The organism is Lacrimispora sphenoides (genome assembly GCF_900105215.1).
GTDB classification, from domain to species: Bacteria; Bacillota; Clostridia; order Lachnospirales; family Lachnospiraceae; genus Lacrimispora; species Lacrimispora sphenoides_A.
This window is the reverse complement of record NZ_FOIP01000002.1, coordinates 2102175-2118835: the sequence shown is the minus strand read 5'-3', so window position 1 is coordinate 2118835 and position 16661 is coordinate 2102175. Positions and strand designations below refer to the sequence as shown.

The window sequence follows — 16661 nt, the reverse complement described above, 5'->3', positions numbered from 1 at the left end:
TCATAAAAAGTCCTGAAATTCATATACTGTAGAAATAATGGTGATGGAGCAGTGCATGAGTTCAAATAAGACACATCACAGAGAAAAAATAGCCATCCTGTTTTTCCTGTTATTTCTTGCCATGACAGGGCTTATGGGGCGGCTTATTTTTCTAATGATCTTTCGTTCGGAACATTACAGTGCCATGGCATTGGACCTTCATGAACGGGAAAGGACCATTAAAGCCGCCAGGGGAAATATCATTGATGCCAATGGAACCGTCATTGCCACCAACCGGACGGTGTGCACCATATCGGTCATACATAACCAGATCAAAAAAGCAGATGAGGTTGTGGCAGTCCTTTCCAAGGAGCTTGGTCTTCAGGAGGAGGAAGTTCGGAAAAAGGTAGAAAAGTACAGTTCAAGGGAAATTATTAAAACCAATGTAGACAAGGCTATGGGAGACATGATCCGGTCCTACCATTTAGACGGGGTAAAAGTGGATGAGGATTACAAGCGTTATTATCCCTATGATACCCTTGCCTCCACAGTTCTTGGCTTTACGGGAGGAGATAATCAGGGCATTATCGGCCTGGAGGTAAAATACGAACCATATTTAAAGGGCCTTAACGGAAAGATCCTGACCATGTCCGACGCAGCAGGAATAGAAATAGAAAATGCGGCGGAGGATAGGATCGAGCCTGTGGCTGGGCAGGATCTGCATATCAGCCTGGATGTCAATGTCCAGCGTTATTGTGAGCAGGCAGCCTATCAGGTTATGGAGAAAAAAGGCGCAAAAAGAGTGTCAATTATTGTTATGAATCCTCAGAATGGGGAAATTATGGCAATGGTAAATGCACCTGAATTTAATTTAAATGATCCGTTTACACTAAGTGCAGACGCCGGAGTCCCGGCATCTGACAAAGAAAAGCAGGATCTGCTAAACAAGATGTGGAGAAATCCCTGTATTAACGACACCTATGAACCAGGATCCACCTTTAAGATCGTTACCGCAGCCGCAGGGCTGGAAGCCGGAGTTGTGAAGCTTGATGACCATTTTTCATGTCCGGGCTTCCGGGTCGTAGAGGACCGTAAAATCAGGTGTCACAAAGTGGGAGGCCATGGCTCGGAAACGTTTCTCCAGGGCATGATGAATTCCTGCAACCCTGTTCTCATCGACGTAGGACAGCGCCTTGGCGTAGACAATTATTATAAGTATTTTGAGCAGTTCGGCTTAAAGGGAAAGACTGGAATCGATCTTCCCGGCGAGGCATCCACCATTATGCATAAAAAAGATAATATGGGGCTTGTGGAGCTGGCAACCGTTTCATTTGGCCAGTCCTTCCAGATCACGCCGCTGCAGCTGATTACGACCGCTTCTGCTATAATTAATGGCGGAAACCGTGTGACACCACATTTTGGAGTGAAGTCAGTAAGCACCGACGGAGCTTCGGTCCATGAATTTACTTACCCGGTAAGCGAAGGGATTATATCTGCCCAGACCAGTGAGACCATGCGTTATATCCTGGAACAAGTTGTGGCGGAAGGAAGCGGAAAAAGAGGGCAGGTCGACGGCTATCGGGTGGGCGGAAAAACAGCGACCTCCGAAAAACTTCCAAGAAGTTTAAAAAAGTACATTTCATCCTTTATAGGCTTTGCACCGGCGGATAATCCACAGGTGATTGCACTCATTACGATCGATGAACCTGAGGGGATTTATTACGGCGGAACCATAGCTGCACCGGTGATTGCCGACATTTTTAAGAATATTCTTCCATACCTGGGAATAGAGCCAACAGAGGAAAAAACTGCTTCGGCGTTTCGAATCTATGGTTGATTATTCAGGCAAAAAGACGTATACTACTTACTGTGTACTTTTGAAATACAAATACATAAAATATTGAGGTGTGACATGATTAACGAAACGATTCTGGCAATCATCATAGCATTTGCAATCAGCGCCATGCTGTGTCCCATTGTAATACCATTTCTTCACAGATTAAAATTTGGCCAGGAGGTCCGCAAGGAAGGACCTGAAAGCCATTTGAAAAAGCAGGGTACTCCGACCATGGGAGGGCTTATCATATTGACCAGCATCATCATTACATCGCTGTTCTATGTGAGGGAATATCCGAAGATCATTCCTGTGCTTTTTGTGACAGTTGGATTTGGTATCGTTGGGTTTCTTGATGATTACATTAAGATCGTAATGAAGCGGTCAGAGGGGCTTACGCCTGTTCAAAAGATGGCAGGGCAGTTAATCATTACAGGCATCTTTGCCTATTATCTGCTTCATTCAAAGGATGTGGGAACGGGAATGTTAATTCCCTTTACCGGAGGCTTTGAAAAAGGGCTGTATCTGAATTTAGGAATATTCTTCGTACCGGCAGTATTTTTTCTCGTAATAGGGACTGATAATGGCGTGAATTTTACCGATGGCCTGGATGGGCTTTGCACCAGCGTGACCATTCTGGTGGCGACCTTCTTAACCGTGGTTTCTATCGGGGAAAATACCGGCATCAGTCCCATTACCGGAGCGGTTGTGGGAAGTCTTTTGGGATTTCTGCTGTTTAATGTGTATCCTGCCAGGGTGTTTATGGGGGATACAGGTTCCCTGGGACTTGGAGGATTTGTCGCTTCCAGCGCCTTTATGATGCAGATTCCTATTTTCCTTGCCATTATCGGTTTTATTTATATGATCGAAGTATTATCCGTTATCATTCAGGTGACATATTTTAAAAGAACAGGCGGAAAGAGGATATTTAAGATGGCCCCCATCCACCACCATTTTGAACTGAGCGGCTGGTCGGAAACACGGGTGGTAGCGGTATTTGCTATCGTGACTGCGGTTCTTTGCATGCTTGCATACCTTGGATTATAGGAGAGAAACCATATGAATCAGAAAATTTTAGTTGCCGGCAGCGGAAAAAGCGGCATTGCCGCCGTGGGCCTGATCCTTAAAACAGGTGATGAAGTAATTCTTTACGACAGCAATGCTGCCCTTCATAAGGATGAGCTCCTTCATCAGTTTGAAGAAGAGGGAAGGATTTCAGTTTTATTGGGAGAGCTTAAAAAGGAAGATCTTAAAGGGGTAAGCTTATGTGTCATAAGCCCTGGTATTTCCTTAGAGGCCCCCTTTGTGGCTGTCCTTAAGGAGGCGGATATCCCGGTTTGGAGTGAAATTCAGCTGGCTTATCACCATGCCAAAGGAAAGCTGGCGGCAATCACTGGGACCAATGGTAAGACAACCACTACGGCCCTTATCGGGCAAATCATGAAAGCATATTATGACCATGTGTTTGTAGTGGGCAATATTGGGGTCCCGTATACAGAGGAAGCGTTAAAGACGACTGAGGATTCGGTAACGGTAGCAGAGGTCAGCAGCTTTCAGCTGGAGACGATCACCGACTTCCGTCCTGATGTGAGCGCGATCCTGAACATAACGCCAGACCACCTGGATCGTCATAAAACAATGGAATGCTACATAGAAGTAAAGGAACGAATAACATCAAACCAGAGACCTCAGGATTTTTGTATCTTAAATTACGATGATCCTGTTTTGCGTGAGTTTGGAAAAACCATCAGACCAAAGGCTGTCTATTTTAGCAGCCGCCAGTCTTTAGTAGAAGGCTACTGCATGGATGGGGATAAGATGATCCACAACCATGATGGGGAGAGGGCAGAGATCGCAGACATTCGCGAGGTACAGCTCTTAGGCCGCCATAACCATGAGAACATCATGGCTGCAGTCGCTGTATCTGCTGAAATGGGAGTTCCCATGGAGATCATCGCTCAGGTGATCAGGGAATTCAAGGCGGTAGAGCATCGGATTGAATTTGTTGCGGAAAAGGCTGGAGTGAAATATTACAATGATTCCAAGGGAACCAATCCGGACGCAGCGATCCAGGCAATAAAAGCCATGCCAGGGCCAACGTTACTCATTGCAGGAGGTTATGATAAGAACTCCCAGTATGATGAGTGGATTGAATCCTTTGACGGTAAGGTTAAATATATGGTGCTTCTGGGGCAGACCAGGGAAAAGATCGCTGAGTGTGCAGCCAGACATGGTTTTAACAATGTAATGTATGCAGAAGATATGCAGGAAGCAGTAAAAGTATGCGCTTCTTATGCCAACAGAGGAGATCATGTGCTCTTATCACCGGCCTGCGCCAGCTGGGGGATGTTTAAGTGCTATGAAGAACGCGGCGAAATCTTTAAGGAAAGTGTCAGAAATTTATAAAAGCAATGAACCATTTGGCGGTGCCCTTCCGCCAAATGATGAATGCATGGTGGATGATATATAAATAAAAATGAATCAACAGTTGGCGAGGAGGAATGATATGGCAGAAAAAGGGCCAGTGAAGAAAAAAAACAAACCGCGCCGTTTTTATGATTACAGTCTTCTGTTTACTGTTATATTTCTGTCTGTTTTTGGTTTGGTCATGATTTACAGCGCCAGCTCTTATGCAGCCCAGCTTAAATTCAATGACGCCGCTTATTTCATGATGAGGCAGGCCAAGATAGCCCTGGCAGGCTTTGTTATCATGATTGTGATATCCAAACTGGATTACCACTGGTACGCGAAGTTCGCTGTGTTTGCTTATGCTCTTTCTTATGTCTTGATGATTACCGTATCCTTAGTTGGGCGTAAAGTAAACGGTAAGAGAAGGTGGCTGGGAGTGGGAAGCCTTTCCTTTCAGCCTACGGAATTTGTAAAAATTGCTCTGATTGTCATGCTTGCTGTTCTGATTGTTCAGATGGGAAGGAATATTAACACGAGAAATGGCGTTCTTCTGGTTATTGTGACGACCCTTCCCATAGCGGGAATCGTAGCGGCAAATAACTTAAGCTCCGGAATCATCATCATTGGGATCGCTTTTGTCATGCTGTTTGTGGCGTGTAAAAAGAAATGGCCGTTTTTTGCCTGTGGTCTTGCAGGTGTAGGCGCGCTGGCCTTTGCCGGACCTATGGCTGCTGTTCTGGAAAAGCTTAATATTCTTCATGATTACCAGCTGGGCCGTATCCTGGTATGGCTGGAGCCGGAGGCTTATCCCTCGACCGGAGGTTATCAGGTGCTTCAGGGGCTGTATGCCATAGGTTCCGGCGGCCTGGTAGGTAGAGGGCTGGGAGAGAGCATACAGAAGATGGGGTTTGTACCGGAAGCACAAAATGATATGATTTTTTCCATCATCTGTGAAGAACTTGGGCTTTTTGGAGCGGTTTCTGTAATTTTGATATTCCTTTTCATGATCTACCGGTTCATGCTCATTGCGGATAATGCACCGGATTTGTTTGGGGCTTTGCTTGTTGTAGGTGTTATGGGACATATTGCCATACAGGTTATCTTAAATATTGCGGTTGTAACCAATACCATACCAAATACCGGTATCACCCTTCCTTTTATCAGTTATGGAGGTACCTCTGTCCTTTTTTTGATGATGGAAATGGGCATGGTTTTAAGCGTTTCCAACCAGATAAAGCTGGAAAAATAATGGGATGTGAAAACATTCTCTCACTTTTAACATAGGATAGTATATAAGAAGCCATGGGAGGTACCGGATTGTCAGTCATACAGGTCCAGGGGTTACGATCCTTAAAAGGTGAGATAAAAATTCAGGGTTCCAAGAATGCTGTTCTGCCCATGATGGCAGCGGCGGTTCTCCATAAAGGTACAACAGTGATTCATAATGTCCCCAGGATACAGGATGTGTTCTGTATGCTGGGGATACTTGAGCATATTGGATGTATATGCTGCTTTGACGGCCATTCCTTGACAATTGATGCTCGGGATTTGACACAGGCGGAGATACCGGAAGAGTATGTAAAAAGCATGCGTTCTTCTATCATGCTCTCCGGTCCCTTGCTTGGAAGGACTGGCAATGCGGTCACCAGCTTCCCTGGAGGATGTTCCATAGGAGAGCGACCCATAGACTTACACTTATCTGCCTTTCGGAAACTTGGTGCTATCATTGAGGAGAAGGGTGATAAGCTTATGGTGTCCGCAAATCAGTTGACGGGCAACCATATTTATTTTCCCTTTCCCAGCGTGGGAGCCACGGAAAATGCCCTGATGGCAGCTGTGTATGCCCAGGGGATTACCGTGATACATGGAGCCGCAAAGGAGCCGGAGATCATCACCCTATGTGAATTTTTAAACAATATGGGGGCTAAAATACATGGAACCGGTACTTCCATTCTGGCAGTTACAGGCGTAAGCGAGCTTTGTGACTCTGAATTTACTGTGGCAGGGGACAGAATTGTCGCAGGAACCTATTTAATGGCTGTCATGGCTGCTGAGGGAGATGTCGTAATACAGGGAATACAACCCGGACATTTAGCTTCCGCCATCTCACTTGCCGATAGAATGGGCGCGGAGCTGAAACGGTATGAAAGCTGCCTGGAAGTATCCATGAGGGGACGCCCCGATTGTGTAGATGTCATAACAGAACCCTATCCGGGCTTTCCCACGGACCTTCAGTCTCAGCTAATGGCGGTCATGGCATCCGCAAAAGGTACCGGCAGAATTAAAGAAACAATCTTTGAGGGAAGATTTGGAACTGCAAAGGAGTTGCATAAGCTTGGCGCAGATATTATAATAGAGGGGAAGCGTGCTGACATACGGGGACTTTTTCCTTTAAAGGGAAACCGTGTAACAGCTACGGACCTGCGGGGAGGCGCGGCTCTTGTAGTTGCAGGGCTGGCATGTGAGGGCGTGACTGAGATTCATGAGTGCCATCATATTGAACGAGGATATGAAGACATCTGCCGTGACTTGAGCAGTCTTGGTGCAGCGATCAGAGGGATGCAATGAATGATTTAAAAAAGAGCAGAAGAAAAATTAAGTTTGGAATTACAGCTGCCGTGATCTTGTTGGGAACTGCCATCTTTTTGTCACTGCAGATCAGGAATATTACGGTGAGCGGTAATAAAAAGTATACATCGGAACAGATCGTTGATATTTTGTTCAAGGACAGCTGGGACCGGAATGCGGTTTTTTGTCTCTATAAGGATCGTTTTAAAAAACATGAACAGATCCCTTTTGTAGAAGATTACAAAATCGTATTCTTAAGCCCGGTAAGAGTGGAAGTGATCGTCTATGAGAAATCGGTGGTAGGCTATGTATCCTATATGGGCAGTTATATGTATTTTGATAAGGACGGGATCGTGGTAGAGAGCTCCAGCGGAAAGCTGGAAGGAGTTCCTTGGGTCACGGGGCTGCAGTTCGGGCATATTGCCCTGCACCAGCCCCTTCCGGTGGAAAAGGGGAAGATTTTCAATGAAATTCTGAACCTGACTCAGCTTTTATCAACGAAGGCAATTCCTGTAGACCAGATCCGTTATGATTCCCGGGGGGATGCTACTCTTGTTATGGGAGATATCCGTGTTTTCCTTGGAAGCTATGACCAGATGAATGGAAAAATCTCTGAGCTGAAGGATCAGCTTCCTGTTTTAGAAGGTTTGTCAGGGACTCTGTATCTGGATACTTATGATGAGGCGGAAACAGTCACATCTTACCGTTTTGTGAAGAATTAATGAATTTACATAATTTGCTTGGAATTTTGTTTAAAAAGTGGTTGATATTTTTGGTAAAATCAAATATTATATTAATTAGGTTTATAGAGTAAGCTGTTTATGGTTAAAGGAGGATATAATCTTGTTAGAGATTAAGATAAATGAGGCGGACAATGCCGCAAGAATTCTGGTAATCGGAGTAGGCGGTGCTGGAAATAATGCGGTCAACCGCATGATAGATGAGAATATAGCTGGTGTGGAATTTCTAGGAATCAACACGGACAAGCAGGCTTTACAGTTTTGTAAGGCTCCTACAGCCATGCAGATCGGAGAGAAGCTGACCAAAGGTCTTGGTGCAGGTGCCAAGCCTGAGATCGGTGAAAAAGCGGCAGAGGAGAATGCGGACGAGCTGGCTCAGACCATGAAGGGCGCGGATATGGTATTCGTTACCTGCGGAATGGGAGGCGGTACCGGTACCGGAGCTGCACCTGTTGTGGCTAAGATCGCAAAAGATATGGGCATTCTGACCGTTGGTGTTGTAACAAAGCCTTTCCGCTTTGAAGCAAGAACCCGTATGAGCAATGCCGTTAACGGTATTGAACGTTTAAAAGAGAGTGTAGATACATTAATCGTTATCCCTAATGACCGTCTTCTGGAAATCGTAGACAGACGTACTACCATGCCGGATGCCTTAAAGAAGGCAGATGAAGTTCTTCAGCAGGCCGTACAGGGTATTACGGATTTAATTAATGTACCCGGACTTATTAACCTGGACTTTGCAGATGTACAGACTGTCATGACAGATAAGGGCATTGCCCACATCGGTATCGGCAGGGCAAAGGGTGATGAGAAGGCATTAGAAGCCGTGAAGCAGGCGGTATCCAGTCCATTGCTTGAAACTACCATTGAGGGCGCTTCTCACGTCATCATCAACATTTCCGGTGATATCAGCTTGGTTGAAGCCAATGAAGCAGCCAGCTACGTTCAGGAGATGGCAGGAGATGATGCCAATATTATCTTTGGAGCAATGTATGATGAGAATGCTCATGATGAAGCCAGCATCACCGTGATCGCCACAGGTCTGGACATGCAGTCTGAGACTCCGGTATCCAAGGTTATGACGAATTTTTCCAACCCTAACTTTAAACAGCCGAAAGCAGCACCTCAGACCCAGCCCGGGAATCAGGAGGCTGCCGCCACTGCAGCAACCCCTGGATATAACCAGAATTATAATCCTAATTACGGGAATGCGAATTATTCCAATCCAGCTTACAACAATCAGAATTATCCAAATAATAACAGTAACTATAATAACCAGAATTATGCAAATCAGAACTACGGTGCAGGGAATTATCAGAAGCCGAATTATGCAGGGCAGAATAACCCTCAGGGTACTCCCCAGGGAGGCGGACAGCCTTATCGTCCGACTGTGAATAAGGAAGTTCAGATCAATATTCCTGATTTTTTGAGAAATAAAAGATAAAATTTATCAGATTACATAATCAGGCAGGTTCCGATGAACCTGTCTGTTTTTGAAATACCCTGCATGGGCAGATAAGATGAAACACCCTACAGGTATAACTTTATGCCCAAAAAGCATGGGCAGATAAGATGAAAGGAGTGGCAGAATGTCAGAGAGAGAACAGGATTGGGAGATTTCAGAGGATTACTACAACAGCGGAGAAGATGAAAGAAGCCTGTCTCTGGAAGATTTTATCACAGAGTCAGATAAAGAAGCGGCTGACCTTGAGCCTTTCGGTCTATCGGATGAGTTGTTGAAAAAGACAATAGCAGATGTTCATCAGGTGCTGGTGCTGGCTCAGGAAGGAAAGAATATTGCTGAGATTGCTTTCATTACCGGACTACAGGAGAAATATGTTTATGATATACAGGTTTGTGCCCAGGGATTCAGGGAGGATGACGAGATTGCCGTGGCTCATCTGGTACTGGGATAAAGGAGGGATTTTGGGATGATGAAGAAGATTTGTCCGATTTGTGATCATCCGGTTAATGAGGCGAATTATTGCCCGATGTGCAGGAAGTTGATCCGCCAGCCCCTTTTGTGGAATTCGGAGTATTATTTGAATGAAAGGCGCCCGGATAATAACAGCCATGATGTTCATAATCCAGATGGAGCCGGAAAGCCGCAGAAAAGGAATGTACAGGGAGCGGCAGGACGGAAAAGTACGATTGAGAGGCCGGTAAACCCCAGGCAAAATGTGGGAAGACCTTCCTCTAAGCCGGCAGGCAGCCATAATCCGTCACAGCCTTCCCGGCCAGGCCAGGAAAAAGGAAAGAAGAATTCCACTGTGCCTGTGGTGATATCCATTGCTCTGTTTGCTATTATCAATATTCTTCCAAGGATCATTGGAACGGTAAACCGGACCATAACGGACGAAAAGATCAGTAACTATGAGACAGCCGTTCCATATGATGATTCCGGCTTTACGGAGCTTTTAGAAGAGGATGTAAAGGCAATTGGGGAGTCTTGTAACGGCTATGATCATTTTCCAGTTGACGGTAGACAGGTCGCAGCTTCCATGGAGCAGTTTTTTAACGAAACCAACTATGGCTATGAGATAGAAGAGGGTGCTGTTTATTCTGATAATTATCAGTTTGAAGATGAGGGCGGCCCCATATCCTATTATGAGACCGTGGAAAGCTTCACCTTTGAAGATGAGGCAACCAGTCAGCTGGATCCAGGAGATGAAGATTACGTATATCAGTATGTAGATATTAATTATGATACTGCTACCGGAGAACTTCATGATTATATTTCTTCCCTGAAAGACCGGGAAAATTCCCTTGTCTTTTTAGGAGAGTTTTTAAGTCTTGTAGAAACAGGAGCAGGTATTCCTCAGGAAGAAAGCAGCATTCCTGCTATTATGGAACAGGCCGGAACAGGAGAATGGCAGGAAGATGGAGCGTTCATTACAGAAGGGATGTTTGATATCAACCTTTATCTTACCAAGGATGGGGTCAGAATTTACGTTTCTTACAGCAATCCTCAGGTGATGGAAAGCCAGGAGACGTAAGCAGAATCTATTGCGGGAAGCAGTTTTTTGTGGTAAAGTGTTAAAATAATAAAAAGTAGCTTTTTGGGCATGCCATTATGCCCAAAGGGCTACTATGTCCAAAGTGCATGGGCGTTAATGTTGAAACACCCTTAGGGTATACCTTTATGCCCAAAATATATAGGCGCTAATGATGAAACGAAAGATAGGAGACAGACAGCATGAAAATTAAAGATATATTGAGCCAGGGAAAGCCAACCCTATCCTTTGAAGTGTTTCCTCCCAAAACTGAGGATAAATATGAGTCAGTGGAACAGGCTGCGTCAGAGATCGCAAAGCTGAAACCAGCTTTTATGAGCGTCACTTATGGAGCAGGCGGAGGAACCAGCCAATATACCGTTGATATCGCTTCTGCACTCCATCACCAGCATCATGTGACGGCTCTGGCTCATTTAACCTGTGTAACCTCTACAAAAGAAAAGGTACACCAGGTTCTTGGTGAACTGAAAGAGGCTGGAATTGAAAATGTGCTTGCTCTCAGGGGAGATATGCCTACCGATGCTCCTGCTAAAAAGGAATACCATTACGCCTCTGAGCTGATCAGGGAGATAAAGGAAGCCGGGGATTTCTGCATTGGCGCGGCCTGCTATCCGGAAGGTCATGTGGAATCCGTCAGCAAGACCATTGATATGGATTACTTAAAACAGAAGGTGGAAGCAGGCTGCGATTTCGTTACCACCCAGATGTTTTTTGACAATAACATTTTATACAATTACCTCTACCGCATCCGGGAAAAAGGAATCACGGTTCCGGTCGTCGCAGGAATCATGCCTGTCACCAATGTAAAGCAGATCATCCGAAGCTGCCAACTGTCAGGTACCTATCTGCCTTCCCGTTTCAAGGCCATAGTGGACAGGTTCGGAGATAATCCGGCAGCCATGAAGCAGGCGGGAATTGCTTATGCCACAGAACAGATCATTGACCTTATCGCCAACGGAGTGAATGCCATCCATGTTTATTCCATGAATAAGCCGGATGTGGCGTTAAAAATCAAGGAGAACCTTTCCGAGATATTGTGATTCTTTTAACCAGGGTCCGGCTCCTTTAAAAAAGGGGCGGACCCATTTAAAATGAAAAAACGGAGGAACAGCAATGGAAATCAGCCGAAGAGAGATCCGGCGATATCTGGGATACGGGAAAAATGAAGGTGATGAAGCCGTAAATACCCTGATTGAGGAATGTATCAGGGAGCTAATGGCTGCGGCATCTCCTAAAAGCATAAGCCGGGTATATCCCCTGGAGCTGCTTTCTGATGACTGGATCGATTTTACCGTATTTAAGACCCGAAGCCGGAATTTAAGCCGGAATTTACAGGATTGTGAACAGGTGATCTTATTTGCTGCTACGTTAGGTGCAGGGGTGGATGTGCTGTTGCATAAGTATACAAAACTGCAGATGAGCAAGGCGGTCACCATGCAGGCAGCGGCCACCGCCATGATTGAGGAATATTGTGATGAAGAGAACCGGAAGCTGAAGGAGGAGTATGAGGACAGGCAGCTGTATTTAAGGCCCAGGTTCAGCCCGGGCTACGGAGACTTCCCCTTAGAATGCCAGAAGGATATTACGACAGTTTTAGAAACGCCTAAAAGGATCGGTATCATGCTGACGGACAGCCTTCTCATGACCCCTTCCAAGTCTGTCACAGCGGTGATGGGAGTCAGCGGAAAGCCTTACCGCTGTGAGATAAAGGGATGCGAATCCTGTGGAAAAACGGACTGTGCATACCGGAGAGATTAGAAGATACAAACGCAGATGGAGGGAATGTATGGCAGCGATTTTAGAAGAGATAAAGAAGAGGATTGTATTTTTTGACGGTGGAACGGGAAGCCTTTTGCAGGCAAACGGCCTGGAACCGGGAGAACTGCCGGAAACATGGAATGTAAAGCATCCGGATATCATTACAAAGCTTCACCGTGATTATCTGGAAGCAGGTGCAGACATCATAAAAACAAATACCTTTGGAGCCAATGGGCTGAAATTTTATAAAGGTGCGGAATTCGATCTGGAAGAGGTAGTGACTGCAGCCTTAAAAAATGCAAAGAATGCGGTGGAGACAGCTTCTTATCCGGCCGGAAAGGAAAAGGGGTATATTGCCCTTGATTTAGGCCCTACAGGAAAGCTTTTAAAGCCTTTAGGGGATCTGGCCTTTGAGGATGCTTACAAAATGTTTTCCCAGGTAGTTAAAATCGGAGAGCGGGAGGGAGCTGACCTGGTGCTCATTGAGACCATGAGCGACAGCTACGAGGCCAAGGCGGCTGTACTGGCTGCAAAGGAAAACTGCAGTCTTCCCGTATTCGTGACCACGATTTTTGATGATAAAGGAAAGCTTTTAACCGGAGGAAATGTTGAATCTACCGTTGCCCTTTTAGAAGGCCTGGGAGTTGACGCCCTGGGAATCAACTGCGGCCTGGGTCCGATACAGATGAAGGGCATTTTAAGGGATATCATGAAGGTGGTTTCCATACCGGTCATCGTCAATCCCAATGCAGGACTTCCAAGAAGCGAAGGCGGAAAAACGGTATATGATATCGATGCGGCTGAGTTTGCGGCTGCTATGAAGGAAATTGCAGAGGAAGGAGCCTGTGTGATCGGCGGCTGCTGCGGAACCACGCCGGAACATATTGAGAAAACAGTGGCTCTCTGCAAAGACCTTCCTGTGAGACTGCCGGATAAGAAAAACCGTACCGTGATCTCTTCCTATGCACAGGCGGTTGTGATTGACAGGGAACCGATCATCATCGGAGAGAGGATCAATCCAACGGGAAAATCGAAATTCAAGCAGGCCCTTCGGGATCATAACCTGGAATATATTCTCCGTGAGGGAGTGGCTCAGCAGGACAATGGAGCACATGTCCTGGATGTGAATGTGGGACTTCCTGAAATTGATGAGCCTTCCATGATGGTGGAAGTGATAGGGGAGCTTCAGAGCATCATCGACCTGCCTCTTCAGATCGATACCTCCAATATAGAGGCAATGGAACGGGCAATGAGGGTTTATAATGGAAAGCCTCTTATTAATTCCGTAAATGGGAAAAAAGAAGTGATGGAGGCTATTTTTCCTCTGGTAAAACAATATGGAGGCGTTGTGGTCGCTCTTGCCCTTGATGAAGACGGCATTCCTGAAACAGCAGAGGGCAGGATCGCTGTTGCAAAGAAAATCTACAATAAGGCCGCAGAATATGGAATTGATAAGAAAGATATTATAATAGATGCCCTCTGCATGACCGTAAGCTCTGACAGCCGGGGAGCACTGACGACCCTTGAAACTTTAAGACGGGTCAGAGATGAGCTGGGAGGCAGGACCATACTTGGCGTTTCCAACATTTCCTTCGGGCTTCCGCAGAGAGAAATCATCAATGCCGCCTTTTTCACAATGGCCCTACAAAACGGCCTAAGCGCAGCCATCATAAACCCCAAATCAGAAGCCATGATGCGTTCCTATTACAGCTTCCTGACTCTTGCAGATATGGATCCACAGTGCAGTGGCTACATCACGGTTTACAGCGGCCAGGTAGCTACTCTGGGTGAGACCGTGAGGCCAGGGACCTCTTCTCTGTCAGGAGGCGTTTCCGGAGGGGAGATGTCCCTGTCAGAAAGCATTGCAAAAGGCCTTAAAGATCGTGCATATGCAGCAGTAACAGAGCTTTTAAGAGAGCAGGAGCCTTTAACCATTATAAATGGGGAGATGATACCGGCACTTGACCGGGTAGGAAAGGGCTTTGAAAATGGAACAGTATTCCTTCCACAGCTTCTGATGAGCGCAGAAGCGGCCAAGGCAGCCTTTGAAGTCATAAAAGAGAAGATGGCGGAAGGCGGCGTAGCACAGGAGAAAAAGGGAAAGATCATCCTGGCTACGGTCAAGGGAGATATTCACGATATCGGAAAGAATATTGTTAAGGTCCTCCTGGAAAACTACGGCTATGACGTTATTGACCTGGGAAAAGATGTTCCTCCGGAAAGGATCGTGGAAACCGCAGTGAAGGATGAAGTAAAGCTGGTAGGCTTAAGCGCCCTCATGACCACCACCGTCCCCAGCATGGAAGAGACCATCAGGCAGCTTAGGGAAACCGCTCCTTCCACAAAAGTGATGGTAGGAGGTGCGGTTCTTACGGAAGGATATGCAAAAACCATTGGTGCGGATCAGTACTGCAGGGATGCCATGGCTTCAGTGAATTATGCGGAAGGACTATTTCAGGTAAAATAAGACGTTCGATTGACAAATATCGAATGAATGGTATAATATCCACGAAAGCAATGAGTAGTGCGAAACAGGGCATGAAAAGATTTTCGTTGTGCTCGCACATAAGAAAATCTTTTCATGGCTTGTTTCATAGGGCGAATGCCCGTGAGGGATCGAATCCTCCGGATTCGATCCCTGCACTACGGATTTACGATACAAAATATCTGGAGGTAAAAATGGGAAAGATTATTTTAACAGGGGACCGGCCCACCGGTAAGCTCCATATCGGCCACTACGTTGGTTCATTAAAGCGCAGGGTGGAGCTGCAGAATTCCGGTGAATTTGACGAGATTTTTATCATGATAGCGGATGCACAGGCACTTACGGACAATGCCGATAATCCGGAAAAAGTTCGTCAAAATATCATAGAGGTTGCGCTGGATTACCTTTCCTGCGGTCTGGACCCGAAGAAATGCACCCTTTTCATCCAGTCCCAGATCCCGGAGCTTACGGAATTGTCCTTTTACTATATGAACCTGGTAACCGTATCCAGGCTGCAGCGGAATCCTACGGTAAAATCTGAGATCGCCATGAGAAACTTTGAAACCAGCATCCCAGTAGGCTTCTTCACCTATCCGATCAGCCAGGCAGCTGACATTACGGCGTTCCAGGCCACCACAGTGCCCGTAGGAGAGGATCAGGAGCCCATGATTGAGCAGACCAGGGAAATTGTACGGAAGTTCAATTCCGTCTACGGCGAAGCCCTTGTGGAGCCGGAGATCCTGCTTCCGAATAATAAGGCCTGCTTACGTCTTCCAGGAACCGACGGAAAAGCCAAGATGAGCAAGTCCCTTGGAAACTGCATCTATTTATCCGATCCGGAAGAAGAAGTAAAGAAAAAGGTCATGAGCATGTATACAGACCCGAATCACATCCAGGTTTCCGACCCAGGAGAGGTGGAAGGAAATACGGTATTCACCTACCTTGATGCATTCTGCAAAGATGAAGATTTTGAAATATATCTGCCGGATTATAAGAATCTTGACGAGCTTAAAGACCACTACAAACGGGGCGGCTTAGGCGATGTGAAGGTGAAGCGGTTCTTAAACAGCATCCTTCAGGCAGAGTTAGAGCCTATCCGCAGAAGAAGAAAAGAATACGAGGCAAACATCCCTTACGTATACCAGATATTAAAAGAGGGAAGTGACAAAGCTGAGGCAATGGCAGCCCGGACCTTAAAGGGTGTGAAAGATGCCATGAAGATCAATTATTTTGATGATCTGGAGTACATTGAGGAGCAGGCAAGGAAGTATAAGGGCCAGGAATAGAGGCGTATATGAAGATTGTTTCTATCACCGAGATCTTACAATGCAATGAATTTATCAAAAACAAAGGCCTGGAATTTAAGATCCATTTAAGGGACGCCTGTGGGAAACAGTCGTGCTGGATCGAAACATTCCAGGAAACAACCAGCAGCGGACAATGGGAGGAGCTTTATGAGGCTCTGGAGGAGTTTTTTGGCAGACTTCGTTTTAAGCTGGAATATGGAGAAGGTAAAACAGACTTCTGGCTGTTGTGATATCTGAGACAGGAAAGCCGGGAAGGTATAATAGAATCTTATTCTATGTACCTTCCCGGCTTTTTCAATACCAAAAACAAGACCTAAACGATGAGCTTTTCACATCCTAACGCCTACCTATCCCCTCATACATTCGGGCTCCCACTGAAATAGCAGTTAAACTGTAAAAATGCGCGCCAGCAACCCATGTTAAATAAGCAGTATTAATTATTACTTTTTAAATATTAAATATGCTAATAAATCAAATTAAAAATAATAATAAACAAAACATTAAAATTTTATTAAATTTTCTTGAAGAGATGAGAAAAAATAGATATAATAGAGAGGTAACTAAAAA

Annotated in this window: 14 protein-coding genes; all 14 read left to right on the top strand. The window is 45.7% G+C overall.

The genetic code is table 11. From position 1 onward, the window contains the following. The first annotated feature begins 55 nt into the window (after positions 1-55). The 14 genes from BMW45_RS26535 (at position 56) to BMW45_RS26470 (ending at position 16324) form a co-directional block, all read left to right on the top strand. A complete protein-coding gene (locus BMW45_RS26535; RefSeq protein ID WP_092250948.1) occupies positions 56-1816 on the top strand; it encodes a peptidoglycan D,D-transpeptidase FtsI family protein in 1761 nt (586 codons plus the stop codon). Between the two features lie 75 nt (positions 1817-1891). Next, positions 1892-2860, top strand: coding sequence for a phospho-N-acetylmuramoyl-pentapeptide-transferase (gene mraY / locus BMW45_RS26530; protein ID WP_092250946.1), 969 nt, complete (start codon positions 1892-1894; stop codon positions 2858-2860). Between the two features lie 12 nt (positions 2861-2872). Then, complete coding sequence (gene murD, locus BMW45_RS26525; protein ID WP_092250944.1) at positions 2873-4219, top strand: UDP-N-acetylmuramoyl-L-alanine--D-glutamate ligase; 1347 nt, start codon at positions 2873-2875, stop codon at positions 4217-4219. Positions 4220-4319: 100 nt separating this feature from the next. Continuing rightward, a complete protein-coding gene (locus tag BMW45_RS26520; protein ID WP_025233631.1) occupies positions 4320-5471 on the top strand; it encodes an FtsW/RodA/SpoVE family cell cycle protein in 1152 nt (383 codons plus the stop codon). 68 nt (positions 5472-5539) lie between these two features. Then, positions 5540-6790, top strand: a complete 1251-nt coding sequence (murA, locus tag BMW45_RS26515) for a UDP-N-acetylglucosamine 1-carboxyvinyltransferase (protein ID WP_092250942.1) — start codon at positions 5540-5542, stop codon at positions 6788-6790. After that, a complete protein-coding gene (locus BMW45_RS26510; RefSeq protein WP_025233629.1) occupies positions 6787-7512 on the top strand; it encodes a cell division protein FtsQ/DivIB in 726 nt (241 codons plus the stop codon). The genes murA and BMW45_RS26510 overlap by 4 nt, the downstream gene beginning before the upstream one ends. 121 nt (positions 7513-7633) lie before the next feature. After that, on the top strand, positions 7634-8974 hold the full coding sequence (gene ftsZ, locus BMW45_RS26505; RefSeq protein WP_092250940.1) for a cell division protein FtsZ: 1341 nt from the start codon (positions 7634-7636) through the stop codon (positions 8972-8974). Between the two features lie 145 nt (positions 8975-9119). Then, positions 9120-9446 carry a hypothetical protein gene (locus tag BMW45_RS26500; protein WP_092250938.1) on the top strand — a complete coding sequence of 109 codons (327 nt, stop codon included), beginning with the start codon at positions 9120-9122 and terminating at the stop codon, positions 9444-9446. Between the two features lie 15 nt (positions 9447-9461). Continuing rightward, positions 9462-10526 carry a hypothetical protein gene (locus BMW45_RS26495; protein ID WP_092250936.1) on the top strand — a complete coding sequence of 355 codons (1065 nt, stop codon included), beginning with the start codon at positions 9462-9464 and terminating at the stop codon, positions 10524-10526. 200 nt (positions 10527-10726) lie between these two features. Beyond that, a complete protein-coding gene (gene metF, locus BMW45_RS26490) occupies positions 10727-11584 on the top strand; it encodes a methylenetetrahydrofolate reductase [NAD(P)H] (RefSeq protein ID WP_025233625.1) in 858 nt (285 codons plus the stop codon). Between the two features lie 73 nt (positions 11585-11657). Beyond that, complete coding sequence (locus BMW45_RS26485) at positions 11658-12302, top strand: vitamin B12 dependent-methionine synthase activation domain-containing protein (RefSeq protein ID WP_092250934.1); 645 nt, start codon at positions 11658-11660, stop codon at positions 12300-12302. A 28-nt stretch (positions 12303-12330) separates the two neighbouring features. Further along, on the top strand, positions 12331-14769 hold the full coding sequence (locus BMW45_RS26480) for a homocysteine S-methyltransferase family protein (protein WP_092250932.1): 2439 nt from the start codon (positions 12331-12333) through the stop codon (positions 14767-14769). Between the two features lie 212 nt (positions 14770-14981). Then, positions 14982-16073, top strand: coding sequence for a tryptophan--tRNA ligase (gene trpS, locus BMW45_RS26475; RefSeq protein ID WP_092250930.1), 1092 nt, complete (start codon positions 14982-14984; stop codon positions 16071-16073). An 8-nt stretch (positions 16074-16081) separates the two neighbouring features. Continuing rightward, complete coding sequence (locus BMW45_RS26470; protein ID WP_092250928.1) at positions 16082-16324, top strand: RDAC family protein; 243 nt, start codon at positions 16082-16084, stop codon at positions 16322-16324. The last annotated feature ends 337 nt before the right edge of the window (positions 16325-16661 follow it).